We start from the raw sequence: 24,308 nt of genomic DNA, 5'->3' as shown, positions 1-24,308 counted from the left end.
AGCTCCCACACCCGGCCGGCCCGATGATCGGCTGGGCGTGGGAGCTGCCGCGGTCGCCGCCGAAGGCGGGGTTCGAGGTGGTGCGGTTGTGGGAGTCGTGGCCGTACCGGATCAGTAGCTGTAGAAGCCCTTGCCGGTTTTCCGGCCGAGGTCGCCGGCGGTGACCATCCGCTGGAGGAGCTCCGGCGGGAAGAACTTCTCGTCGGCGGTGTCGCGGTAGATGTTGCTGGTCGCGTTGAGCATGACGTCGAGGCCGGTGAGGTCGACGGTGGCCAGCGGGCCCATCGCGTGGCCGAAGCCGAGCTTCATGACCGTGTCCAGGTCGGCGGCGGAGACCACGCCCGACTCGACGAGCTGGATGGCCTCGACGAGGATGGCCGAGAAGAGCCGGTTGGAGACGAAGCCGGCGACGTCGCGCTTGACTTCGACGCACGTCTTGCCGACCTCCTCGGCGTAGTTGCGGGCGGCCGCCAGCGTCTCGTCGGAGGTCTGGTAGCCACGAACCAGCTCGACCAGCTTCATCATCGGGACCGGCGAGAAGAAGTGGATGCCGACGACCGATTCGGGCCGGCTGGTGACGGTGGCGATCTGGGTGATCGGAATGGCCGACGTGTTGGTGCCGAGGACCGCGCCCGGCTTGCAGATCTTGTCGAGGGCCTTGAAGACCTCGTGCTTGGCCTCCACCTTCTCGTAGATGGCCTCGACCACGACGTCGGCGTCGGCGGCCGAGTCGAGGTCGGTGGTGGGGGTGATCCGGGCGAGGGTGGCCTCGACGTCGGCCTCGGCGATCTTGCCCTTGGCGGCGAACCGGCTGAGTGAGTCCTTGATCGCCGACATGCCGCGGCTGAGCGAGGCGTCGTCGACGTCCCGCATGGTGACCTGCCAGCCGGCCTGCGCCGACACCTGGGCGATGCCGGAGCCCATCAATCCGGAACCGATGACCGCGAGACGTCCTGCCATGATCCACTCCTTCGTGAGAGGACGTCAGTTTACCGGCGTTCCTTAACGGAGGTTCAGCCTGGCTCCCGTTCGGGGCGAATCACCGGAAAACCGACGACCGCGGTGCCAGACTGTGCCCATGGCCACGAGCGACGGCTGGTACCTCATCGGACCGCTGATCGCCGTCGGTCTGGTCGGCTTCCTCGGCGCCGTGTTCTGGCGCATGGGCCTGCAACCCACCGTCGCACCCGAGACGGCTCCCGACGGTCTGACGATCTTCGGAGAGCCGGACGACTACGGCCTGCTGTGGCCGGCCGCCGTCACCGACGAGCCCGAGGTCGCCGACGAGATCCGGCGACTGCTGTCCGACGCGGGCATCCGAACCACCACGGCGATCCGGCGCGACGGCCGGGTCAGTGTGCTGGTCTTCTCCGAAGAGGTGGAGGAGGCCCGCCGCCTGGTGGCCTCCCTGTGAGGACCTCAGAAATCGAACGTCGGCTCCGGCACGTCGGTCCGCTCGACCTCCACCCCCAGGCTCTCCAGGTCGGAGACGAAGTCCGGGTAGCCGCGGTCGATGTGGTGCACCTCGCCCACCTCGGTCACCCCGTCCGCGCACAGCCCGGCGATGACCAGACCGGCACCGGCCCGGATGTCGGTGGCCCGCACCGGCGCCCCGGACAGCTTGTCCCGCCCGTTCACGACGGCGTGGTGCCCGTCGGTACGGATGTCGGCACCCAGCCGCACCATCTCGTTCACGAACATGAACCGTCCATCGAAGATGTTCTCGGTGATCAGCGACGACCCCTCGGCCACCGCGGCCAGCCCCAGCGCCATCGGCAGCAGATCGGTCGCGAACCCCGGGTAGGGCAGCGTCACGATGTCGACACCGCGCGGCCGGTCGTCCATCCGCACCCGGAACCGGTTGTCCCCCGGCTCGACCGTCGCACCCGCGGTCACCAACTTGTCCAGTGCCAGGTCCAGGAACTCCGGCCGGACCCCGTGCACGGTCACGTCGCCACGGGTCATCGCCGACGCGAACGCCCAGGTGCCGCCGACGATCCGGTCACCGATCGTCTGGTGGCGCACCGGCTTGAGGGCCTCCACCCCCTCGACGATCAGGGTGGACGAACCGGCGCCCTCGATCTTCGCGCCCATCGCGGTCAGCATGTCGCAGATGTCGACGATCTCCGGCTCCCGCGCCGCGTTGTCGATCTCCGTGACGCCCTTGGCCAGGACCGCGGCCATCAGAATGTTCTCGGTGGCGCCGACACTCGGGAAGTCCAGCCAGATCTTCGCCCCGTGCAGCCCACCGGGCGCCGACGCGATCACGAAGCCGTGCTCGCCGGAGATCTCCGCACCCATCCGGGCCAGGCCCGACACGTGCATGTCGAGACCACGGGAGCCGATCATGTCGCCACCGGGCAGCGCCACCCGCACGTAGCCGCGGCGGGCCAGCAACGGACCGAGCACGCAGATCGACGCGCGTAGCCGCCGCACCAGGTCGTAGTCGGCCTCGCTGCCCGGCTCGGCGGGCACGTCGATGACCGCCTCGGTGCCGTCGAGCGTGACGTCGCAGCCCAGCCGCCGCAGCACCTCGGCCATGATGGCGATGTCGGTGATCCGGGGCACGTTCGACACCACGCTGCGCCCCTCGGCCAGCAGCGCGACCGCCATCAGCTTGAGTGCCGAGTTCTTCGCGCCGCCCACCTTGACGTCGCCGGCGAGGCGTGCCCCGCCCTTCACCCTGATCACATCCACGCGGGCCATCGTATGGTCCCCGGCCCACTCGCGCCTCGTAGGGTGGGGCGCATGGCTGTGCATCTCACCCGCATTTACACCCGGGCCGGCGACGGCGGGCAGACCAGGATGGTCAACAACGAGCTCGCGCCGAAGACCTCACCACGGATCGCCGCGTACGCCGACGCCGACGAGTGCAACGCGTCCCTGGGCGCCGCGATCGCCCTCGGTGACCTGCCCGACGACGTCCGGCAGGTGCTCGCCACCATTCAGAACGACCTGTTCGACCTGGGCGCCGATCTGGGCAATCCGCTGAGCGACGACCCGCCGTACCCGCCGCTGCGCATCACCGAGGCCTATGTGACGAGGCTGGAGGGCTGGTGCGACGAGTTCAACGAACGGCTGGCGGCGCTGGACAGTTTCATCCTCCCGGGCGGCACTCCGGGCGCGGCACTCCTGCACGTGGCCCGTACCGTCGCCCGCCGAGCCGAGCGCACCGCCTGGGCCCTCTATGAGCTGGAGCCGTCGACGACCAGCGTGCTGCCGCTGAAATACCTGAACCGTCTCTCCGATCTGCTGTTCATCCTGTCCCGGGTGGCCAATCCGTCGGGCGACGTGAAATGGGTTCCCGGCGGCGCACGCGGGCGATGATCCACCACATCGAACTGTGGGTGCCCGATCTGGCCGGCGCCCTCCGCCCGTGGGGCTGGCTGCTGGACTCCCTCGGTTGGACGCCGTTCCAGGAGTGGCCGGCCGGCCGCTCCTGGAAGTACGGCGCCCTCTACCTGGTCCTGGAGCAGTCCCCCGCCCTCTCCGGCACCACACACGACCGCCTCGCCCCCGGCCTCAACCATCTGGCCTTCCAGGCCGGCCCACCGACCATGGTCGACCGCCTGGCCACCGAATCGGCCGTGCACGGGTGGTCCCCGTTGTTCGCCGACCGATACCCGCACGCGGGCGGGCCGGACTGCTACGCCGCCTACCTGACCGACGCCTGGGGCTACGAGGTCGAACTGGTCGCCGACACCTGACCGGGGCGGCGGGTCAGGGCAGGAGGTCGCCGTCGATGGTGGTCACCGCGTGGCCGCTCAGGTGGGTCCGGTCGCCGTGCAGGCTCACGCGGACCAGGCCGCCCCGGGGAGACGCCTGGTAGCCGGTCAGGTCGGTGCGGCCCAGCTTCCCCGCCCAGAACGGTGTGAGGGCCGTGTGAGCGCTTCCGGTGACCGGGTCCTCGTCGACCCCCACGGCCGGGGCGAAGAAGCGGGAGACGAAGTCGTAGCCCGATGCCGGGTCTTCGGCGGCCGCCGTGACGATGACGCCGCGCCGGGTCAGCCGGGCCACCGTCCGCAGATCGGGGTCGAGGGCACGGACCGCCTTCTCGTCGGCCACCTCGAACAGCAGGTCGTCGGTGTTGGGGCCGGTGTGCAGGACGGTCCGGGAGTCCACCCCGAGGGCGGCCACGAGCTCCGGGTCGGCGTCGATCGGGCGGAGCGGGGCGGTCGGGAAGTCGAGGGTGATCAGCCCGCCGTCGCCGACGGCGGCGGTCAGGACGCCACTGAGCGTCCGGTAGCCGGCCCGCCCGCTGATCAACCCGGCCCGGTGCAGCACGTGCGTGGTGGCCAGCGTGGCGTGCCCGCAGAGCGCCACCTCGACCGCCGGGGTGAACCAGCGCAGCGCCCAGTCGGCCTCGGACCCCTCCGGCAGTCGCCGGACGAACGCCGTCTCGGCCTGGTGGACCTCGGCTGCGACCTGCTGCATCCACTCTTCGGCGGGGAACTCGTCCCCGTCCAGGACCACCACTCCGGCGGGGTTCCCGGCGAACGGCCGGTCGGTGAAGGCGTCGACGATTCTGATCCGCATGAACCGACGTTACGAAACCGGCGGGCTCGAAACGACGGCCAATCCGAGGAACGCGGCCGGGAAAGTCAGCCCTCGATGGGGCGGGGGCCGAACACCGGCCGGCCGCGCAGGCTGCCCGGGTCGCGGGGCGGGCCGGCCTCGAGCCAGGAGAGGAAGCCGGTCACCGTGGTGTCGGCCATCGCGATCTCGATCACCGAATCGGCGGTACGGCAGCGGAGGACCACCCAGTGCCCCGGCATGGTGAGACGCTCCGGACCGGCCGGCAGGCGCCGCTCCTCCACCGTGAGGAACCGTCTGTCGAGGACCCGCTTGGGCCGGATCGCCAGGCTGAACATGCGGTGGAACCGGAGCTCGTCACCGACGAACTGGCCGAGGCCGGGCGACCAGCCGCGGCCGGGCACGATCGTGTTGATGTGCACCTGGAGGCGAATGGTTCCGCCGCCGAGCATGAGCAGCCGGCGGCGGAAGAAGATCGAGAAGAGTAGTGCGAGCAGCGCGACGACGCAGATTCCGGCGACTTCCAGAATCCGCATCGCCGGAGTCAGCGGGACTCGGGCGTGGCGGGCGTCGCGCTCTCGGCGAGGACTGTCACGCCGTTCGCGTCGATCGAGAGGAAGCCACCGGCGACGTCGTAGGTCAGCTGGTCGCCACCGGCGAGCTTGACCCGCACCTGGGACGGCTCCTTCAGCAGACCGAGCAGCGGCGCGTGGCCCGGGAGCACACCGATCTCGCCCTCGGTGGTGCGCGCGACGAGCATCTCGGCCTCTCCGACCCAGACCTTCTCCTCGACGGCGACGACCTCGACGTGCAGCTGGTTGGCCACGCTGTTCCCCTCAGGTGCGACGAATCCCTCAGGCGCCGGGAATCCCTCAGATGCTACGAACCGAACGGGTGAAGTCTAATCGGCGACGAACGTCGACGTGGTACGGGGTACCGCCTCAGCCGTCCTGAGCAGCGTAGGTCGGATTGTCGAGCAGGAAAGCCCCGATCCGGTCCTCGGCGACGGCCTGGAAGAACCGGGCGGTCGACGGCTCCAACTGCTCCCCCAGATACGTCCCGTTCTGGAACAACCCCCCGCCAGGCAGCTTGATCAACGTCATGTCGCCGGTATCGATGCCCTTGAGCGCGAGCCCCCAGTCGACGACGCTGCTGCCACCGCCGTCGAAGGTCAGCGAATCGCCCGCCGCGTCGAGCACCGCGAGCAGCTTGGTCGGGTCGGTCACCACGTCCCTGCTCATCGCCTGCTCGGCCATCGCCTTGATGAACTGCTGCTGGTGCCGCTGCCTGTCGTAGTCGCCGTTGGGCAGCCCATACCGCTGGCGCACGTAGTCGAGCGCCTCCCACGCCTGCAGGTGGTAGGTGCCCTTCCGGTAGACCTTCTGCGGCCCGATGTACGGATGGTCGCATCCACCGCCGGCACAGGCCGCACTCTTCGGACGGGCCCTGCCATCCGGCTGGAGGTGCTCGGACCGCACGTTCTGGTCGATCGTCATGGTGACGCCACCCATGGCCTCGACGATCTTCTTGAACCCGCCGAAGTTGATGATCGCTCCGGCGTCGAACGTGTGGATCCCGGTGAAGGCGCTGACCGTCTGGGCAAGTAACTGGAAGCCCTGCTTGACGTCGTGCGTGCCGTTGCCGACGTCGCTGCCGTACGACATCGCGGAATTGATCTTGGCGGTCGTGCCGCCGAAGCCGGTCTTGGCGAACGGCGGAATCTGCACATACAGGTCACGGGGGATGGAGAACAGGTAGATCCGGTCCATCGAGGCCGGCACGTGCGCCACGATGATCGAGTCCGAGCGCGGGGCCTGCGAGTCGTCGCGCGGATCGATCCCGGCGAGCAGGATGTTGAGCGGGCCCCTGATGTCGGCGTCGGCACGCGGCGCACCCGACGCCGGGTCACCGATCAGGCTGCCGCCGGCGTCGACCGCACCCGTGTAGCGCGCGAGGAGAGCCTGCCCGGTGACCAGGACACCGCCGCTGCTGACCATGAGCACGCACCCGAAGGCGGCACAGAGCCGCGCCCACATGGGCGCACCGCGGCGTTTCCTCGACTGTGGCACCGCGCAAGCATACCCACGTTGACCTGCGCGAATGCTGTGGAAGGGGTACCCGGGAACGCGAAAGCCGCGCCGGTATTCACCGGCGCGGCTCCCTGAACGACCGACGGATCGTCAGCCCTTCATCAGCTCGTGCGCGTTCTTCTCGAGGTCCTCGAGGCCACCGCACATGAAGAAGGCCTGCTCCGGGTAGTTGTCGTACTCACCCTCGGCGATCTTCTTGAACGCCTCGATGGTCTCCTTCAGCGGGACCGTCGAGCCGGGGACGCCGGTGAACTGCTCCGCCGCGTAGGTGTTCTGCGACAGGAACCGCTCGATGCGGCGAGCCCGCTGCACCGTGACCTTGTCCTCCTCGGAGAGCTCGTCCATACCGAGGATGGCGATGATGTCCTGCAGGTCCTTGTACTTCTGGAGGATCCGCTGGACCTCACGGGCCACCGTGTAGTGCTCGGCACCGACGAACTCCGGCGCCAGGATCCGCGAGCTGGAGGCCAGCGGGTCCACGGCCGGGTAGATGCCCTTGTCGGAGATCGACCGCTCGAGGTTGGTGGTCGCGTCGAGGTGGGCGAAGGTGGTGGCCGGCGCCGGGTCGGTGTAGTCGTCAGCGGGCACGTAGATCGCCTGCAGCGAGGTGATCGCCTTGCCCCGGACCGAGGTGATGCGCTCCTGGAGCTCACCCATCTCGTCGGCCAGCGTGGGCTGGTAACCCACGGCGGACGGCATACGGCCGAGCAGGGTGGACACCTCGGAACCGGCCTGGGTGAACCGGAAGATGTTGTCGATGAAGAGCAGCACCTCCTGGTTCTGGACGTCCCGGAAGTACTCCGCCATGGTCAGAGCGGTCAGGGCGACCCGGAGACGGGTACCCGGCGGCTCGTCCATCTGGCCGAAGACCAGGGCGGTCTTGTCGAGAACGCCACCCTCGTCCATTTCCAGGATGAGGTCGTTGCCCTCACGGGTGCGCTCGCCGACACCGGCGAACACCGAGGTGCCACCGAAGTTACGGGCGACCCGGATGATCATCTCCTGGATGAGCACGGTCTTGCCCACGCCCGCGCCGCCGAACAGGCCGATCTTGCCACCACGCACGTACGGCGCGAGGAGGTCGAGCACCTTGATGCCGGTCTCCAGCATCTCGGTCTTCGGCTCCAGGTCGGCGAACGCCGGGGGCTTACGGTGGATCGCCCAGCGCTCCTGGATGTCCAGCGTCGACGGGTCGACGTTGAGCACCTCGCCGAGAGCGTTGAACACGTGGCCCTTGGTCACGTCACCGACGGGCACCGAGATCGGCGCACCGGTGTCGGTGACCCCGGCGCCACGGATCAGGCCGTCGGTCGGCTGCATCGAGATGGCGCGGAGCAGGTTGCCACCCAGGTGCTGGGCGACCTCCATGGTCAGCGTCTTGGTGCCCTCGGAGAGGGTGACGTCGACCTTCAGCGCGTTGAAGATCGCGGGCATGGCGTCACGGGGAAACTCGACGTCGACGACCGGGCCGATGACCCGGACGACGCGGCCGACAGCGGTCTCCGCCTTGGTGGGCTCAGCTACAGCAGTCATCACACATCACTTCCCGCCTCGGCCAGCGCGTTGGCGCCGCCGACGATCTCACTGATTTCCTGGGTGATCGCAGCCTGCCGCGCGGAGTTCATCTCGCGCGTGTACCGCTTGAGAAGGTCGTCGGCGTTGTCCGACGCGCTCTTCATCGCCCGCCGGCGCGAGGCCGACTCGCTGGCCGCCGAGTCCAGCAACGCCGCGTAGATACGCGTGTTGAGGTACTTCGGCAGCAGCGCGTCGAGCAACTCGTCGGCGTCCGGCTCGAACTCGTACGCCGCCTTGAGCTCGGAGGACTTCTCCTCCTGCGGCTCCTCGACCTGAACCGGGGCGAGCGGCTTCGCGTTGGCGTTCTGCGTCATCAGGGACTTGAACTCGGTGCTCACGATGTGGAGCTCGTCCACACCCGCGATGCCCTCCGGCCCGAAGGTCCCCTCGGTCGCCGAGCCGGCCTGGAAGCCCTCGATCAGCCCGTCGCCGATGCGCTTGGCGTCGGCGAACGACGGGCGCTCGGAGAAACCGGTCCAGCTCGCGGCCACCGGCCGGTTGCGGAACGTGTAGTACCCGTAGCCCTTGCGGCCCACGATGTACAACGCCACTTCCTTGCCCTCCGACTTCAGCTGAGCGATCAGCTGCTCGGCGGTGCGGATGGCGTTGGCGTTGTAGGCGCCGGCCAGGCCCCGGTCACTGGTGATCAGTAGGACCCCCGCCCGCTGAACGCGCTCACGCGCGGTCAGCAGCGGGTTGTCGACCGAGGCGTTCGACGCGAGAGCGCCGAGCACCTTGGTGATCGCCAGCGAGTACGGCCGGGAGGCGTTGACCCGTTCCTGGGCCTTCGCGATCCGGCTGGTGGCGACCAGTTCCTGCGCCTTGGTGATCTTCTTGGTCGACTTGACGGTGCGAATGCGCCGACGCAGCGCCGATACCTGACCGGCGGCCATGCCTAGCTACCGCCCTGGAACGACTTCTTGAACTCGACGACGCCCGACTTCAGGCTCTCGATGTTGTCGTCGCTCAGCAGGTTCGTCGACTCGATCGAGGTGTAGACGTCGCTGTTGTGCTGCTTGAACCACTGCAGGAACTCCTGCTCGAAGCGCCGCACGTCACCGACGGCGATGTCGTCGAGCTGACCCGTGGTGCCGGCCCAGATCACGATGACCTGGTCGACGGTCGAGTACGGGGAGTACTGCGGCTGCTTCAGCAGCTCGACCAGGCGGACGCCCTTCTCGAGCTGGGCACGCGAGGCGCGGTCCAGGTCGGAGGCGAAGGCCGAGAAGGCCTCCAGCTCACGGAACTGGGCCAGGTCGAGACGGAGCCGGCCGGAGACCGTACGCATCGCCTTCACCTGCGCCGAACCACCCACGCGGGACACCGAGGTGCCGACGTTGATGGCGGGACGCACACCCGAGGCGAACAGGTCGGTCTCGAGGAAGATCTGACCGTCGGTGATCGAGATCACGTTGGTCGGGATGAAGGCCGAGATGTCGTTGGCCTTGGTCTCGATGATCGGCAGACCGGTCATCGAGCCGCCACCCAGCTCGTTGGAGAGCTTGGCGCAACGCTCCAGCAGGCGGGAGTGCAGGTAGAAGACGTCACCCGGGTACGCCTCACGGCCCGGCGGACGGCGCAGCAGCAGCGACACGGCGCGGTACGCCTCGGCCTGCTTCGTCAGGTCGTCGAAGACGATCAGGACGTGCTTGCCGTTGTACATCCAGTGCTGTCCGATGGACGAGCCGGTGTACGGGGCGATGTACTTGAAGCCGGCCGGGTCCGACGCCGGCGCCGACACGATGGTCGTGTACTGCAGCGCGCCCTGCGCCTCCAGGGTGCCCCGGATGCTGGCGACGGTGGAGGCCTTCTGGCCGATCGCCACGTAGATGCAGCGAACCTGCTTCTCCGGGTCGCCGGAGTCCCAGTTCGCCTTCTGGTTGATGATCGTGTCGATCGCGACCGTGGTCTTACCGGTCTTACGGTCGCCGATGATCAGCTGGCGCTGGCCACGGCCGATCGGCGTCATGGCGTCGATCGCCTTGATGCCGGTCTGCAGCGGCTGCTTCACCGGCTGCCGGGCCATCACGTTCGGCGCCTGCAGCTCGAGCTCGCGGAAGCCTTCGTTCGGGATCTCACCGAGACCGTCGATCGGCTTGCCCAGGGCGTCGACCACGCGGCCCAGGAAGGCGTCGCCGACCGGGACCGAGAGGACCCGGCCGGTGCGCTTGACCGGCTGACCCTCTTCGATGTTCGCGTAGTCGCCCAGGATCACGGCGCCGATCTCACGGACGTCGAGGTTCGACGCGACGCCCAGGGTGCCGTCGGCGAATTCGAGCAGCTCGTTCGCCATCACCGAGGGGAGACCCTCGACGTGCGCGATGCCGTCGCCTGCGTCGGATACGACGCCCACCTCTTCACGGGTGAGGTCGCTCGTGGCGGACGAGACGTAGCGCTCTAGCGCCCCCCGGATCTCGTCCGAGGAGATGGTCAGCTCGGCCATCCTCTGCCTTCTCTGTCTAGCTCGGGACGTCACCGCCGCCGAGGGGGCTTCTCGATGGGAATCGAGGGGAAAAAGCTATTTGGCGAACGCCTGCTTGGCTGCGTTCAGCTTGCGCAGGACCGTGCCGTCGTAAAGGTCGGAACCGACCCGGACGCTGACACCACCGAGAACGCCTGGTACGACGTCCACCTTCAGCGACACGCCACGGCCGTACACCCCGGACAGCTTCGCGGCCAGGGCCTGCTCCTCGGCGTCGGTGAGCGGCTTGGCCACCGTCACATACGCCACCTCACGGTCGCGCTTGGCGGCGGTCGCCTCGACCAGGCGGGTGAGCGAGGCCTCGAAGCCACGGCCACCGAAACCGGTGAGCGCCACTTCGACGAGCCGGACGGTGACGACGTGGGCCTTGCCCTTGAGCAAGTCCTCCACCAGCTTAACCCGGCCCCCGAGCGAGGCGTTCGCGTCGCTCAGGGCACTGGTCAGGGCGTTGTCGCCGGCGACGATCTGGCCGAACCGGAACAGCTCGTCCTCGACGTCGGCGAGCTTGCCGTCGCGCTCCGCCGACGCGAGAAGCGCGTCGACGCCCAGGTGTTCCGTCGCGTCCAGCAGCTGACCCGGACGGGCGAACCGACCGGCCACCAGCGTGCTCACCGCGTCGACAGCGGCCTTGGAGACCTTGCCGGCCAGCAGCGACTCGATCAGCCCGGCACGGTCGGAACCGGGCCGGGACGGGTCGGTCAGCGCCCGACGCAGACGAAGGTCGGACCGCAGCAGGCCGGCCACCGACAGAATCTCGTCGGCGACCGTCACCAGCTGCGGAGCCGTGATCGACGCGGTCTCGGCGACCAGCCGGTCCGACGCCGCGCCGTAGGCCTCGCGGCTTACGCTCGGGGACGTCATCAGCGCTGTCCCGCCGTGTCGAGGTCGGCGATGAACCGCTCGACGGTGCCACGGGTACGGGCCTCGTCAGCGAGCGACTCGCCGACGATCTTGCCGGCCAGGTCGACCGCAAGCGTGCCGACCTCGGAGCGGAGCTCCCGCACGATGGACTCACGCTGGGCGGCGAGCTGCTCGTTGCCGGCCGCGATGATGCGGTCCGACTCCTCGCGAGCCTTCGCCAGCACGTCCTGACGGATGCCCTCGGCGTCGGCCCGGGCCTCGTCGCGGATGCGAGCGGCCTCGGTCCGGGCCTCGGCGAGCTGCGCCTTGTACTGCTCGAGCAGCTGGTTCGCCTCGGCCTGAGCGGTCTCGGCCTTCTTGAGGCCACCCTCGATGGCCTCCACCCGCGCCTGGAACGTCTTCTCCATCTGCGGGAAGACGAACTTGATCAGCACGAAGCAGAGCACACCGAAGGCGACGGTGCCGATGACGAGCTCTTGCCAGATCGGGACGATCGGGTTGTGCTTCGCCTCTTCCGTGGCCGCGGCCAGGTAAAGCTCGATCATGAGAACCTCCTAGTCGAGGTCGACGATCAGACGTTTCCGGCCCAGATGAAGCCGAACGCGATGCCGAGAAGCGCGAGCGCCTCGATGACGGCGAAGCCGATCCAGACGAACGGCAGGGTCAGGCGGGACGACTCGGGCTGACGCGCCGTGGCCTGGATGTAGGCGGAGAAGACCAGACCGACACCGATGCCGGGGCCGATCGCGGCGAGGCCGTAACCGATGGCGGCGGTGCTGCCCTCAACGGCGGCGAGAAGAGCCATTGCTAATTCCTCCTGGTATCTCGCGTGACGATCACGCGGGACGAACAACGGGTGTTACGTGGAGATCGGGTTACTGCTCAGTGCTCGTCGGCGAGCGCGCCCTGGACGTAGCTCGCGGTCAGCACCGTGAAGACGTAGGCCTGCAGGCAGATCACCATGAACTCGAGGAAGGTGATCGCGATGGTCAGCACCCACGACAGCACGGAGACCGGGGCCAGGAAGACGTTCGCCTGGATCATGGCGAAGCCGCCGAGCGTGAACACCAGCAGCAGCATGTGGCCCGCGAACATGTTGGCGAAGAGACGAACCGCCAGCGAGAACGGCCGGACCAGGAAGTTGGAGAAGATCTCGATCGGGACCAGCAGCGGCAGGATGCCCACCGGCGCGTTCGGCTTGACGGCGTGCACGAAATACGCCAGGCCGTGCTTCTTGACACCGACCCAGATGAACATCACGTAGCTGATCACCGCGAGCACCGCGGGGAACGCGATGTGCGACATCGGCGAGATCTGCACGAACGGCAGGATGCCGAAGAAGTTGTTGACCAGGATGAACATGAAGAGCGTCGTCAGGTACGGCGCGAAGCGCACGCCCTGCGGCCCGATCATGTCGACCGCCACGTTGTTCCGCACGAAGCCGTAGATGCTCTCGGCGAGCCACTGCTTCTTCGTCGGCACCAGTTGCGGTTTCCGGTACGACGTCAGGAAGAAGATGATGATCGCGGCGACCGCCACCCAGACCAGGACCGTGATCTTGGTGAACCAATAGCTCTCATGCTGGTTCCACGGCAGGATGCTGGGCAGGTAGAAGTCCTCGACGCTGGGCGGGAATGCCGCCGCGAGGACCGTCGACTGACTGATCACCTTGGCCCTTTCCTGTCAGGCGCCGAGACGGCGCACGATGAGGTACACACCGCCGGCGACCCCGAGGACCGCGCCGATTCCGGCGAAGATGCCCTTGGTCCCGACGAAGTGGTCGACGAGCCAGCCGATCCCGCCCCAGGACAGAATGCCCGCGATGAGATACGACAGTGCGGTCATGCCCGCACCTGAGTCAGGAGGCGGGTTTGAACCGTCGTCACCGCGAGATTCGGGGGGAGGTTTCTGGCCGGTCATGACGGCCCGAACGATATCAGCAGGAAACACGAAGCTAAGCGGGACCCCCCGCACAACCGCAGTTGTCCAGGCGTCAGGGGTCTCGCAACTGACTGGACACGGTACTCCTGTCGCGCCAAATCGGAACACGGCACGAGCCAAGGGGTCACCGGATAGTGGCGTCTTGCCCGGTTTTCACTTCACTGACCAGGGAAGATGAGGTGCTCTAGATCACTTTTCGAGTGACCCGCCGGTGCACCCACCAGGCCTGCACCCCGGTCCACACCACGACACCGGCGACGATCCCCCAGCCGAGGGCGGTCCATCCGGGCCACTTGATGCCGACACCGATCGCCAGAATGACTCCCAACAAGGAATATTTCACCACATAAGTGAGCATTCCGAGGGGCATCAGCAAAGCCGGCCGAACCGTGTCCGCCCAGGCGATGACCAGCGTCGACATGGTGAAACTGACGGTCACGACCAGCACGCCGGCCGCCGCGCCCAGGGCCGAGTCGGGGCCGCCGGTGAAGAAGCCCACCGAGCCGGCACAGAGCAGCAATGCCATCGAGACCGTGGACAGCAGCGGCAGATGCTCGATCCGCCAGGCCGGATTCGCCGGTGGGGCCGGACGTTCCTCGGTCGGCACCTGACTCACCACAACCCCCAGAAGAGACGACCCGCAGCGCGCCACGCTATCACCGCGCCCGGATCACCCCGCGAATCAATCCACCGCCGGTTAAGGCTCGTTAAGGCGGCGTTCCCGGAAATCCCCCCGGAAATCAACCTGCGTCCGATTCAGCGCACGAACGCGGAATCGACGGGCGATTCCGTGTCGAGCGGATAGGGCGGGAAGCCGCCGACGATCTCGGCCACCTCGGCGGCCACCGCACGGATCACCGCCTCCCCCGCCACGGTGTCCGTCCCGTCCCGCACCACCCGGCCGATCAGTCCGGCGATCCGTCGCATCTCGCCCTCACGCATGCCCTGCGAGGTGACGCTGGGCGTGCCGACGCGGATGCCGGACGCCACCGCGGGACGCTCCGGGTCGTACGGCACCGGATTCTTGTTGAGGGCGATGCCCGCCTTCGCGCACCGCGCCTCGGCCTCCCGCCCGGTCACGCCCGCCTCGCGCAGGTCGAGCACCGCGAGATGGTTGTCGGTGCCGCCGGTGATCGGCCGCAGTCCCTCGTCGGTCAGGCCCGCGGTGAGCGCCCGCGCGTTGCGCACCGTCTGATTGGCGTAACCACGGAAGGCCGGTGTGCCGGCCTCGCGGAAGGCGACCGCCTTCGCCGCGATGGCGTGCATCATCGGCCCACCCTGGGCGAACGGGAAGACCGCCTTGTCGATCCGCTGGGCCAGATCGGCCCGGCAGATGATCATGCCGCCACGAGGACCGCGCAACGCCTTGTGTGTGGTGCCGGTGATCACGTCGGCGTGCGGCACGGGCGACGGCAGCGCACGGCCCGCCACCAGACCGATGAAGTGCGCCGCGTCGACCATCAGATACGCGCCCACCTCGTCGGCGATCTCCCGGAACCGGGCGAAGTCGATCAGCCGCGGGTACGAGGTGGCGCCACAGATGATCAGTTTCGGACGGTGAGCCAGCGCGAGGTCGCGTACCTCGTCGTAGTCGATCAGCTCGGTGGTCGGGTCGACGCGGTAGGCGATCGGGTGGAACCACTTGCCGGAGAAGTTCGCCCGGCTGCCGTGAGTGAGGTGTCCTCCGTGCGGCAGGCCCATCGCCAGCACCACGTCGCCGGGCTCGGCCAGCGCGGCGTAGGCGGCCAGGTTCGCGCACGCACCGGAGTGCGGCTGCACGTTGACGTGCTCGGCCGCGAACAGGTCCGTCGCCCGCTCCACGGCCAGCGCCTCGGCCCGGTCCACATGCGCGCAACCACCGTAATAGCGCTGCCCCGGATAGCCCTCGGCGTACTTGTTGGCCAGGGTCGACCCGAGCGCCGCCAGCACCGCCGGCGACGTGAAGCTCTCGCTCGCGATCAGCTGGAGCGTGTCCCGCTGGCGTGCCACCTCGTCGAGGAGCACGGACGCGATCTCCGGATCCCCGCGTTCGAGCATCGCGAAGTCCGGCCCCCAGAAGGTGCCCACGCTGGCCTCCCGAGATCGAGGAGCCTTCCGTTTCCGAGCATATGGCTTGTGACCCCTCGTTCGTGGGCACAGTCTGCAGTTATGCGGTGCTTGGTGACCGGCGCGACCGGCTACATCGGGGGGCGACTCGCCCCCAGACTTCTCGAAGCGGGACACCAGGTGCGATGCCTGGCACGGAGCGCCGGGCGGCTGCGGGACGTGCCGTGGGCCGGGCGGACCGAGATCGTCGAAGCCGACCTCTCCGAGCCGGACACCCTGCCCGCCGCGTTCGAGGGCGTCGACGTCGCCTACTTCCTGATGCACTCACTCGGCCGGCCGGACTTCGAGCGTCTCGACCGGGAGGCAGCGGCGAACTTCGCGACGGCGGCGCGCGCGGCGGGCGTACACCGCATCGTCTATCTCGGCGGCCCGGAGCCGCCCGCGCACGAGCGACCCTCCGCCCATCTGCGTTCCCGCGCCGAGGTGGCCCGGATCCTGCTGGGCAGCGGTGTGCCGACGGTGGTGCTCCGCGCTCCGGTGATCATCGGTTCCGGCTCGGCGTCGTTCGAGATGCTGCGATACCTCACCGAGCGTCTTCCGGTCATGGTCACCCCGCGGTGGGTCAACAACAAGATCCAGCCCATCGCGGTACGGGATGTGCTGCGTCACCTGATCGGCGCGGCCGGTCTCCCGCCGGAGGTCAATCGCGGGTTCGACATCGGCGGTGCCGACGTGCTGACCTACGCCGAGATGATGCAGCGGTACGCCCGGGTGGCCGGCCTGCCCCGACGGGTCATCGTGCCGTTGCGCCCGCTCAGCCCGTGGTTGTCCGCGCACTGGGTCGGCCTGATCACCCCGGTGCCGAACAGCATCGCCCGGCCCCTGGTGGCCAGCCTGATCCACGAGGCGGTCGCCCACGAGAACGACATCGCCGAGCTGCTGCCCGGCCCGCCGCCGCTCGGTTTCGACGAGTCGGTGCGGCTGGCCCTCGGCAAGATCCGTGACGCCGACGTGGAGACCCGCTGGTCCACCGCGTCCGGACTCAACCCGTCGGCCGAGCCACTGCCCAGCGACCCGGACTGGTCCGGCGGGAGTGTCTACGTCGACGAGCGGTCCCGCCCGGTGCGGGCCAGTGCCGGCGAGTTGTGGCGGGTCATCGAGGGGGTCGGCGGTGAGAACGGCTGGTACTCGTTCCCGCTGGCCTGGTCGGTACGCGGCTGGCTGGACCGGCTGGCCGGCGGCGTCGGGTTGCGCCGGGGCCGCCGCGACCGGGACCGGCTGCGGGTCGGCGAGGCGCTCGACTGGTGGCGGGTCGAGGAGATCGAGCCGGGCACGCTGCTGCGGCTGCGCGCCGAGATGCGGGTACCGGGTCGGGCCTGGCTGGAGATGCGCGCCGAACCCGACGGTCAGGGCGGCAGCGTCTACCGGCAGCGGGCGGTGTTCCTGCCGCGCGGGCTGGGCGGGCACCTCTACTGGGCGTCGGTGCTGCCCTTCCACGGTGTCGTCTTCAACGGAATGGCCCGCAACATCACCCGGACCGCGGAGACGTCCGGCCGCGCGTGACGACGGCCGGGTGGAGACGTCAGGCCGCGGCGCGGGACAGGCGGTCGCGGACGGCCAGCCAGTCCTCGGTCCGCGGCGGCTCCTGGATCAGGATGGTGGGATAGCCCTCGTCGTCGAGCCGGTGCAGGGCCGCGTAGAGATCCGCGGCGTACTCCCGAGGGTCGGCGGAGAGGATCTCCGTCCCGTCCGTGCCCTCGTAGGACAGCACCGCGATCGGCTCGGTGAGGCCCGAGCGGTCGGCCGAACCGACGTCCTCGCAGAGGACGACCGCGGCCCGCGGCGCGTAGTGCCGGCGGCTCATGCCCGGTGAGGGGCGCTCCGCACCGTCCTCGACACCGGAATCGGGCAGCGCGATCGGGCCGACCGCCTCACGCAGCACCCGCAGGCCGAGCGCGCCCGGGCGGAGCAGACGCGGCACGTCACCGGTCAGGTCGAGCACGGTCGACTCGATGCCCCACGAGCACGGGCCGCCGTCGAGCACCATCGGCACGTCCGGCAGGCTGCGGACCACGTGTTCGGCGGTGGTCGGGGAGATGCTCTCGGACCGGTTCGCGCTGGGTGCGGCCAGCGGGAGACCGCAGGCCCGGAGCAGCTCGAGGGCGACCGGATGGGCCGGCACCCGGACCGCGACGGTGTCGTTGGCCGCGCCGATCCCGGGCAGGTGCGGCGCCCGGCGGACCACCAGGGTGAGCGGCCCCGGCCAGAACCGGGCGGCCAACTCCTCGGCCCTGTCCGGCCACTCGGCGGCGAGAGCGCGGGCCGCCGCCACGTCCGCGACGTGCACGATCAACGGGTTCCAGCTGGGTCGCTGCTTGAGCCGGTAGATCTCGCCGACCGCCGTCTCGGAGAACGCGTCGGCGCCCAGGCCGTAGACCGTCTCGGTGGGGAAGGCCACCACCGACCCGGCCCGCAGGATCTCCACCGCCCGAGCCAGGCCGTTCGCGTCCGGAACGGCGACCCGGTCCTTCCACACGGATGCGGTCACGGGAGCAGCAGGGCGGCGAGCGGCATCGTGGTGTCCTCGATCTCGTCGGCCACCCGCTGGAACGTCTGGTCGCCGCGGCCCCACGGGTCGTCGAGATCGTCACCCGGCTGCGGGGCATCGGTGCCGCGCAGCCGCGCCACCGCCGCCACGATCGCCGTGCCGCGGGCGTGCAGCACATCCGGTTTCGGCTCGGCCGGCGGCAGCGCCGCGTTGTCGACGGCGCCGAGGAGGCGGCCGAACTCACCCAGGACGAACGTCCGGGCGGCGGCGTCGGGACGCAGCGCGACCACGTAGTCATACTGGTCGGCGGTGGCGGTGAGGATCAGGTCGGCCTCGTCGATGAAGTCACCGCGCAGCTTGCGGGCCAGGAAGTTCTCGTCGGAACCGCGGCGGGCGCGGACCAGCCGGGCGGCCGGCGGGTTCATCTCCTCGCCCTCGTGCCAGCCACCGGTACCGGCGCTGACACTGCGCAGCAACCGGCCGTCGTCGGTGCCGCCGGCCCGCTCCCGGACCGCCCGGGCCAGCAGGCGCTCGGCCATCGGCGACCGGCAGATGTTGCCCATGCAGACGTGCAGAACGGTGAACGGAGCCAAGTCAGTCCTGCCCATCGAGGATGTCCGGAACCACGTCGCGGAGTTTCTCGAGCGGGATCGCCCCGGCTCGCAGAATGCGGGGGACGTCGCCGGTGACGTCGACGATCGTGCTCGGCGCGGGGTCGGCGGCCGGGCCGGCCTCCAGGTAGACGCGCACCGCATACTCCAACTGGTCGCGGGCCTCGTCGGCGGTCAGCGGGGCCGGTGAGCCGAGCTTGTTGGCGGTGGTGACCGCCATCGGGCCGACCTCGCGGAGCACCTCGAGCGCGACCGGGTGCAGCGGCATGCGGACGGCCACCTGCCCGCCGGTGTCCCCGAGATCCCACTGGAGGCTGGGCGAATGCTCCACGATGATGGTCAGCGCGCCGGGCCAGAACGCGTCGGCCAGCTCACGGGCCGCCCGCGGCAGCGAGTAGACCAGACCGTCCAACGTGTGGCGCGAGCCGACCAGAACCGGCGGCGGCACCCGCCGGTCCGAGCCGCGGGCGTGGTGCAGCTGGGTGATCGCATGGTGGGCGAAGGCGTCGGCGCTCACACCGTAGACCGTGTCGGTGGGGAAGACCACGAGCTCGCCGCTCTTGGCCGCCTCGACGGCGGCGGCGATGCCGCGGTCCCGGTCGGCGACGGTGGCGCAGTCGTAGAGCATCACGAGATGCAGTCTGCCATGTGGCTAACCGCTGTCCCACCGGCGGCGGGCGGTCGCGTATCGAGGGCGGCCGGTGAGGTCGTCGTGTGCGGTCACCTCGATGAACCGGCCGTCCGCGCGGAGCAGCTCCGGGACCGCTTCACCGTGCACGTCGTCGTGCTCGATACCGACTGATCCGCCCGGTTTGAGCAGCACCGCGGCCAACGCGACGACGGGCCGGATCACCGCCAGGCCGTCCGCGCCACCGAAGACCGCCTCGGCCGGGTCGTGGCCGGAGACCTCCGGCGGGACCACGGTGCCGTCCGGCACATACGGCGGATTGCAGAGCAACACGTCGACCGTACCGCGCAGATCGGACAGCAGCCCGGGGTCGGTGACGTCGCCGGCGACCACCTCGACCACCGGATACGCCGCGGCGTTGCGGTGCAGCCAGGTCAGCGCGGCGGGGGACCGCTCGACGGCGATCACCCGGCCGGCCTTGGTCTCGTCGGCGATCGCGATCGCGATGGCACCGCTGCCGCTGCACAGGTCGACCACGAGTGCTCCCGGACCGGTGCGCTCCACGCCCCAACCGGCCAGCAGCTCGGTCTCCGGCCGAGGCACGAAGACCCCGTCGCCGACGGCCGGCTCCACGTGCCGGAACGCGGCGGTGCCGAGCAGATGTTGCAACGGGATCCGGCCGGCCCGCCGCGCGACCAGCTCGCGGAACCGGGCCAGTTCCTCGGGACGGATCGAGTCGATCAGCAGCAGCCGTCCGCGGTGCACGCCCAGCACGTGCGCCACCAGCAGTTCGGCATCGACCCGCGGTGATGCCACGCCGGCTCGGGCGAGATCGGCGGCGGCGGATGCCAGCTCCGGCGCCAGGCGCGCCCGATCCGTACCCTCGCGGGGGTGTTCGTGTCGCGGTGTCACGGCATAATCATGGGACGTCGCGCACGCGGGCCCGCCGGCGACCCGCCGATGCCGTGGGAGGCGCCTGGTGAGTTGGTTGGACCAGCTCGCGGAACATGTCGATGAGCTGCGCCACGCGGGAGTGCTCCAGCAGAACGGGCAGTCGGCGACGGCCCTGCCGATCCTGGACCGCGTGCTCGCCGCCGCCTCGGATCCGGCCACCCGGGCGTACGCACTGGTCCAACGCTTCGGTGCGCTGATCAACCTGGGCCGGATCGGTGAGCTGGCGGCCGCGATGGCGGCCGCCGCCGAGGCGGTCCGTGAGGTGCCCGATCCGTACCTGCGCGGGCAGATGCACGCGTTCGCGGCGCTCGGCGCCCACCTCCAGAGCAACCTGGACCGTGGGGTGACCCATCTGGTGCAGGCGGCGCGTGCGCTGGCCGCCGTACCGCAGCGTGACTCGGAGACCGCCTGGGGCTGGCACGACCTGGCGATGGCCTACTCCTATCTGGGCTTCCACGGGCAGGCACTGACCGCGGTGGAGCAGGCGCGGGAGATCGGGGCGGCGGCCGGGCTGGCGCCCGAGGTGTTCGCCGCGCCGGGTATCCGGCTGCGCAACGCGGTCGCCCTCGACCACCACGGTGACACCGACGGCTGCCTGCGGGTGCTGCGCGACATGGATGCCGAGTTGTCCCGCTACCTCGCCACCGACCGGCTGCGGCCCGGTAGCCGGACGGTCTACGGCTATGCGCTGGCCCGCCGGGCCGCGCTCGGTGAGCCGACCGGGCCGGAGGCGGCTCGCTGGCTGACCGGTGGCGGCGACAGCGCCCGGACCCGTGACCTGCGGCATCTCGGTTCGGTCTGCCTCTCCATCGCGTCCGGTCGACCGGATCAGGCGCTGGCCATGCTGGCCGCGGTGCCGGTCTCGGCCGAGGTGCTCGGACCCGCCGAGCCGGCCCGGCTGCGCAGCATCTGCCACGCCAGCGCGGGTGATCACGCCGCCGCGCACGCCGCCGACAGGTATGCGTTCCGCCTCGCCGCCCTCCGCATCGACCAGCTGCGGGACGGTTATCTGGACGGGGTGGCCGCCCGTCTCGACGCCCAGGAGACCCATCGCGACCCCGGGCGGTACGGCGACGAGACGCTCACCGATCCGCTGACCGGACTGCCGAACCGGCGTCAGCTGGAGCGGTATGTGGAAACGCTGCTGTCGCGTGGCGAGCGGGCCGCGGTCGGCGTCTGTGACGTGATCGGTTTCACCACGGTCAACCTGCGGCACGGCCGGCACTGTGGCGACCTGGTGCTACAACGGATCGCCGGTGTACTGCACCGCGTGATGCGGCGTGGTGACTTCGTGGCCCGGTTCGCCGGCGACGAGTTCGTGCTGGTCCTTCCGGGGGCCGGCCCGCACCAGGCGGCCGAGGTGGCACGGCGTATCGGCACGGCCGCCACGACCGAGAACTGGCAGGCCCTGGTGCCGGGCACGTCGATCGGCCTGGCCTCGGGCTGGTCGGAGGTCGGCGCCAACGGGCGGGGATTGAGCGCGGCACTGGCGGCCGCGGCGGCGAGCAGGAAACCGACGACGACATGACCACGTCCGTGATCGACCTCGGCGACGTCAGCTACTCCCCCGACGAGCCGGAGGTCTATCCGGACGGGAGCCGCGAGTTCGACCGGACCCGGCTCGGCCGGCTGGTCAAGGCCGCCGTCGCGGTGCTGGCCGCTCTGGTGCTCGGCGGTTCCGGGCTGCCCGGCCCGCCGGTGCTGCGCCAGGTGTGGTCGATGCCGTATTCGCAGGTCGAGTCGATGACCATCGGTGCGGGCACGCTCTACGTGCGCCGCAACGAGGGCGGCCGGACCGACTTGACCGCGTATGAGCTGGCCACCGGTGCCTTCCGCTGGACCCGGGACACCGGTGAAAGTCAGGCCTGGTCGGGCGTCACCGTGCAGGCGGGGGTGCTGCTGCTGCCCGGCGACGAGAAGACGATCGAGATCACCACGGACGACGGCGGCATGATCGGCTACTCCTACGCCGGTTTGACGATCGCCGTCGACCCGGCTACCGGCCGGACGCTGTGGCAGCGGCCCGGCTCGCATTACGGCGAGGCCATGGCCGACACGCTGCTCATGTACGAACGAACGGCGGCCGGGCGACTCACCTGGATCCGGCTGGTCCGGGTCCGGGACGGCTCGACCGTCTGGGAGCGGCGCGCGCCGGAGAAGACCGACACCGTGCTGGTCCAGATGGACGGCGGGGTCCCGGCTCGGGTCGTCACCGGCACCGAGGAGGGCGACCTGACGGTGCTGCGGTACGACGACGGCACTCAGGTGTTCGCCGGATCCGTGCCGTGGCGGCCGATGTCGTACACCACCGGGGCGGGCAGCAATCTCGGCTCGGTGACCGGCCGGCTCGTGCTGATCGACAACGGCCTGGACGTGAACACCGACCGGGGCCGGGTGACCGTCTACCGGACGGACGATCTGACCCCGCTCTGGAGCCGGGACACCAACGGTTGGGCGAACGTGCAGGACTGCGGCCCGCTGGTCTGTCTCAGCACCATGGCGGGTGGCCTGGAGGCGGTCGATCCGGAGACCGGCACGAAACGCTGGGCGATGGACGGCCAGTACGCCGCCGAGGTCGGTGGCGGCGAGCGCCTCCTGGTCAGCGGCAGCGACGACAGGCCGAAGGAGACCCTGGTGGACGCGGCCACCGGGGAGGTGATCGGGTCCGGCGGCAGCGGCGGTGTGCTCTACCAGGACGCCGAGCGGGGCTCGGTGACGCTGCTGCGGGACCTCGACGTGTCCCGCAGCGCGGTGAACCGGATCGACACCACCACCGGGCGGAGCATCACGCTCGGTGGGATGGGCGGCGGCATCCGGCGGTTCTGCGTCGGGGAGCAGGACCGGATCGTCTGCACCACCGACGACCGGCTGGTCGTCACTGCCGTCGGCTGAACTCCGTGTCGCCGGCCAGGCGGGCGGTCCGGTCGGCACTGGCCAGCGCGTCGAGCACGCCGTCCAGTTCGCCGCCGAGCACCAGGTCCAGGTTGTAGGCGGTGTAGCCGATGCGGTGGTCGGTGATCCGGTTCTGCGGGAAGTTGTAGGTGCGGACCCGCTCGGAGCGGTCGACCGTACGCACCTGGGCCTTGCGGGCGTCGCCGGCCGCCGCGTCCGCCGCCTCCTGGGCCACCGCGAGCAGCCGGGAGCGCAGGATGCGCATCGCCGACTCCTTGTTCTGCAGCTGGCTCTTCTCGTTCTGGCAGCTCACCACGGTGCCGGTGGGCAGGTGGGTGATCCGGACGGCGGAGTCGGTGGTGTTGACCGACTGGCCACCGGGACCTGACGACCGGAACACGTCGATCCGCAGGTCGCCCGGCTCGATCTGGATCTCGACGTCCTCGGCCTCGGGCAGCACCAGCACGCCGGCGGCCGAGGTGTGGATGCGGCCCTGCGACTCGGTGACCGGGACACGCTGCACCCGGTGCACGCCACCCTCCCACTTCAGCCGGGACCAGACGCCGTGACCGCCCTCGGGCGCGCCCTTGGTCTTGACCGCGACCGAGATGTCCTTGACGCCGCCGAGGTCCGACTCCTGCGAGTCGATCACCTCGACCACCCAGCCGCGGCGTTCCGCGTACCTGGTGTACATGCGCAGCAGGTCGCCGGCGAACAGCGCGGACTCCTGGCCGCCCTCGCCCGCCTTGATCTCGATGATCACGTCCTTGGCGTCGCTCGGGTCGCGTGGGATCAGCATCTCGCCGAGCTTCTCCTCCAGGGCGGGCAGCGCCGCGGCGACCGCTTCCACCTCGGAGGCGAACGCCGGGTCCTCGGCGGCCAGTTCCTCGGCGGCGGCCAGGTCGGCCCGTGCGGCCTCGAGTTCGTCGTACGCGGCGTTCAGCGGCGCCAACTCGGCGAACCGGCGGCCGATCCGGCGGACCAGCGCCTGGTCGGCGTGGATCGACGGATCCTCCATCCGCTTCTCGAGGTCCGCGTACTCGGCGAGAAGGGTGCTAAGACGGTCGTTGCTCATCGTTCTCTCCCAACCAGGACAGCGGACCACATGCGAACGGCGCCCGCCCCGGAATCCGGGACGGGCGCCGTT

Annotated in this window: 27 protein-coding genes; 6 read left to right on the top strand and 21 right to left on the bottom strand. The window is 69.9% G+C overall.

What is annotated here, in order from left to right; all coding sequences use genetic code 11:
- Positions 1–111: 111 nt before the first annotated feature.
- Positions 112–960: a 3-hydroxyacyl-CoA dehydrogenase family protein gene (locus tag Q0Z83_RS48655; protein WP_317790378.1), complete on the bottom strand. Its 849-nt coding sequence runs from the start codon at positions 958–960 to the stop codon at positions 112–114.
- A gap of 118 nt (positions 961–1,078) precedes the next feature.
- On the opposite strand from Q0Z83_RS48655, the gene Q0Z83_RS48650 reads away from it, so the two are divergent.
- Complete coding sequence (locus Q0Z83_RS48650) at positions 1,079–1,414, top strand: hypothetical protein (RefSeq protein WP_317790377.1); 336 nt, start codon at positions 1,079–1,081, stop codon at positions 1,412–1,414.
- A gap of 5 nt (positions 1,415–1,419) precedes the next feature.
- On the opposite strand, the gene murA is transcribed toward Q0Z83_RS48650, so the two are convergent.
- Positions 1,420–2,706, bottom strand: a complete 1,287-nt coding sequence (gene murA, locus Q0Z83_RS48645; RefSeq protein ID WP_317790376.1) for a UDP-N-acetylglucosamine 1-carboxyvinyltransferase — start codon at positions 2,704–2,706, stop codon at positions 1,420–1,422.
- A gap of 42 nt (positions 2,707–2,748) precedes the next feature.
- On the opposite strand from murA, the gene Q0Z83_RS48640 reads away from it, so the two are divergent.
- Positions 2,749–3,327, top strand: coding sequence for a cob(I)yrinic acid a,c-diamide adenosyltransferase (locus Q0Z83_RS48640; RefSeq protein WP_317790375.1), 579 nt, complete (start codon positions 2,749–2,751; stop codon positions 3,325–3,327).
- Entirely contained in the window at positions 3,324–3,707 is a 384-nt protein-coding gene (locus Q0Z83_RS48635) for a VOC family protein (RefSeq protein ID WP_317790374.1), read from the top strand. The genes Q0Z83_RS48640 and Q0Z83_RS48635 overlap by 4 nt, the downstream gene beginning before the upstream one ends.
- 13 nt (positions 3,708–3,720) lie before the next feature.
- Here Q0Z83_RS48635 and Q0Z83_RS48630 read toward each other — a convergent pair whose 3' ends face one another.
- From Q0Z83_RS48630 to Q0Z83_RS48565, 14 genes are all read right to left on the bottom strand, one after another.
- A complete protein-coding gene (locus tag Q0Z83_RS48630) occupies positions 3,721–4,536 on the bottom strand; it encodes a PhzF family phenazine biosynthesis protein (RefSeq protein ID WP_317790373.1) in 816 nt (271 codons plus the stop codon).
- 65 nt (positions 4,537–4,601) lie between these two features.
- On the bottom strand, positions 4,602–5,069 hold the full coding sequence (locus tag Q0Z83_RS48625) for a DUF2550 domain-containing protein (RefSeq protein ID WP_317790372.1): 468 nt from the start codon (positions 5,067–5,069) through the stop codon (positions 4,602–4,604).
- 8 nt (positions 5,070–5,077) lie between these two features.
- Positions 5,078–5,359 carry a F0F1 ATP synthase subunit epsilon gene (locus Q0Z83_RS48620; RefSeq protein WP_317790371.1) on the bottom strand — a complete coding sequence of 94 codons (282 nt, stop codon included), beginning with the start codon at positions 5,357–5,359 and terminating at the stop codon, positions 5,078–5,080.
- 115 nt (positions 5,360–5,474) lie between these two features.
- On the bottom strand, positions 5,475–6,569 hold the full coding sequence (locus tag Q0Z83_RS48615; protein ID WP_317797330.1) for an LCP family protein: 1,095 nt from the start codon (positions 6,567–6,569) through the stop codon (positions 5,475–5,477).
- Between the two features lie 144 nt (positions 6,570–6,713).
- Positions 6,714–8,156 (bottom strand): F0F1 ATP synthase subunit beta, encoded by a 1,443-nt coding sequence (atpD, locus tag Q0Z83_RS48610; RefSeq protein ID WP_378078771.1) that lies wholly within the window; start codon positions 8,154–8,156, stop codon positions 6,714–6,716.
- Entirely contained in the window at positions 8,156–9,091 is a 936-nt protein-coding gene (locus Q0Z83_RS48605; protein ID WP_317790369.1) for a F0F1 ATP synthase subunit gamma, read from the bottom strand. Before Q0Z83_RS48605 ends, atpD begins: the two co-directional genes overlap by 1 nt.
- A 2-nt stretch (positions 9,092–9,093) precedes the next feature.
- On the bottom strand, positions 9,094–10,641 hold the full coding sequence (gene atpA, locus Q0Z83_RS48600) for a F0F1 ATP synthase subunit alpha (RefSeq protein WP_317790368.1): 1,548 nt from the start codon (positions 10,639–10,641) through the stop codon (positions 9,094–9,096).
- A gap of 75 nt (positions 10,642–10,716) precedes the next feature.
- Positions 10,717–11,541 (bottom strand): F0F1 ATP synthase subunit delta, encoded by an 825-nt coding sequence (locus Q0Z83_RS48595; RefSeq protein WP_317790367.1) that lies wholly within the window; start codon positions 11,539–11,541, stop codon positions 10,717–10,719.
- Complete coding sequence (locus Q0Z83_RS48590; RefSeq protein ID WP_317790366.1) at positions 11,541–12,086, bottom strand: F0F1 ATP synthase subunit B; 546 nt, start codon at positions 12,084–12,086, stop codon at positions 11,541–11,543. The genes Q0Z83_RS48595 and Q0Z83_RS48590 overlap by 1 nt, the downstream gene beginning before the upstream one ends.
- Before the next feature lie 26 nt (positions 12,087–12,112).
- Positions 12,113–12,346: an ATP synthase F0 subunit C gene (locus tag Q0Z83_RS48585; protein WP_317790365.1), complete on the bottom strand. Its 234-nt coding sequence runs from the start codon at positions 12,344–12,346 to the stop codon at positions 12,113–12,115.
- A 77-nt stretch (positions 12,347–12,423) separates the two neighbouring features.
- Complete coding sequence (gene atpB / locus Q0Z83_RS48580; RefSeq protein WP_317790364.1) at positions 12,424–13,209, bottom strand: F0F1 ATP synthase subunit A; 786 nt, start codon at positions 13,207–13,209, stop codon at positions 12,424–12,426.
- 15 nt (positions 13,210–13,224) lie between these two features.
- The gene (locus Q0Z83_RS48575; protein ID WP_317790363.1) at positions 13,225–13,386 is read right to left on the bottom strand and encodes an AtpZ/AtpI family protein; all 162 of its coding nucleotides are present in this window, start codon (positions 13,384–13,386) and stop codon (positions 13,225–13,227) included.
- 280 nt (positions 13,387–13,666) lie between these two features.
- Complete coding sequence (locus Q0Z83_RS48570) at positions 13,667–14,098, bottom strand: hypothetical protein (RefSeq protein ID WP_317790362.1); 432 nt, start codon at positions 14,096–14,098, stop codon at positions 13,667–13,669.
- A gap of 140 nt (positions 14,099–14,238) precedes the next feature.
- A complete protein-coding gene (locus Q0Z83_RS48565) occupies positions 14,239–15,549 on the bottom strand; it encodes a serine hydroxymethyltransferase (RefSeq protein WP_317790361.1) in 1,311 nt (436 codons plus the stop codon).
- 81 nt (positions 15,550–15,630) lie between these two features.
- Here Q0Z83_RS48565 and Q0Z83_RS48560 point away from each other — a divergent pair, with 81 nt between their 5' ends.
- Positions 15,631–17,091 (top strand): SDR family oxidoreductase, encoded by a 1,461-nt coding sequence (locus Q0Z83_RS48560; RefSeq protein WP_317790360.1) that lies wholly within the window; start codon positions 15,631–15,633, stop codon positions 17,089–17,091.
- A gap of 19 nt (positions 17,092–17,110) precedes the next feature.
- On the opposite strand, the gene Q0Z83_RS48555 is transcribed toward Q0Z83_RS48560, so the two are convergent.
- Genes Q0Z83_RS48555 through prmC form a run of 4 tightly spaced genes read right to left on the bottom strand, consistent with a single transcriptional unit; the run spans position 17,111 to position 20,227 of the window.
- Positions 17,111–18,076: an L-threonylcarbamoyladenylate synthase gene (locus Q0Z83_RS48555; RefSeq protein ID WP_317790359.1), complete on the bottom strand. Its 966-nt coding sequence runs from the start codon at positions 18,074–18,076 to the stop codon at positions 17,111–17,113.
- Positions 18,073–18,669: an arsenate reductase/protein-tyrosine-phosphatase family protein gene (locus Q0Z83_RS48550; protein WP_317797329.1), complete on the bottom strand. Its 597-nt coding sequence runs from the start codon at positions 18,667–18,669 to the stop codon at positions 18,073–18,075. The genes Q0Z83_RS48555 and Q0Z83_RS48550 overlap by 4 nt, the downstream gene beginning before the upstream one ends.
- 1 nt (position 18,670) lies before the next feature.
- Complete coding sequence (locus tag Q0Z83_RS48545) at positions 18,671–19,315, bottom strand: L-threonylcarbamoyladenylate synthase (RefSeq protein ID WP_317797328.1); 645 nt, start codon at positions 19,313–19,315, stop codon at positions 18,671–18,673.
- A 24-nt stretch (positions 19,316–19,339) separates the two neighbouring features.
- Positions 19,340–20,227 carry a peptide chain release factor N(5)-glutamine methyltransferase gene (prmC, locus tag Q0Z83_RS48540; RefSeq protein ID WP_317790358.1) on the bottom strand — a complete coding sequence of 296 codons (888 nt, stop codon included), beginning with the start codon at positions 20,225–20,227 and terminating at the stop codon, positions 19,340–19,342.
- Between the two features lie 67 nt (positions 20,228–20,294).
- Here prmC and Q0Z83_RS48535 point away from each other — a divergent pair, with 67 nt between their 5' ends.
- Both Q0Z83_RS48535 and Q0Z83_RS48530 read left to right on the top strand, forming a co-directional pair.
- Positions 20,295–21,797 (top strand): GGDEF domain-containing protein, encoded by a 1,503-nt coding sequence (locus Q0Z83_RS48535; RefSeq protein ID WP_317790357.1) that lies wholly within the window; start codon positions 20,295–20,297, stop codon positions 21,795–21,797.
- Positions 21,794–23,161, top strand: coding sequence for an outer membrane protein assembly factor BamB family protein (locus Q0Z83_RS48530; RefSeq protein ID WP_317790356.1), 1,368 nt, complete (start codon positions 21,794–21,796; stop codon positions 23,159–23,161). The genes Q0Z83_RS48535 and Q0Z83_RS48530 overlap by 4 nt, the downstream gene beginning before the upstream one ends.
- Here the strand turns inward: Q0Z83_RS48530 and prfA are convergent.
- Positions 23,145–24,236 (bottom strand): peptide chain release factor 1, encoded by a 1,092-nt coding sequence (gene prfA / locus Q0Z83_RS48525; protein ID WP_317790355.1) that lies wholly within the window; start codon positions 24,234–24,236, stop codon positions 23,145–23,147. The two genes, Q0Z83_RS48530 and prfA, sit on opposite strands and share 17 nt — an antisense overlap.
- Positions 24,237–24,308 lie beyond the last annotated feature (72 nt).

Source organism: Actinoplanes sichuanensis (assembly GCF_033097365.1).
Taxonomy (GTDB): domain Bacteria; phylum Actinomycetota; class Actinomycetes; order Mycobacteriales; family Micromonosporaceae; genus Actinoplanes; species Actinoplanes sichuanensis.
Note: the sequence above shows the minus strand (reverse complement) of the source record. Positions and strands in the feature narration are given on the sequence as shown.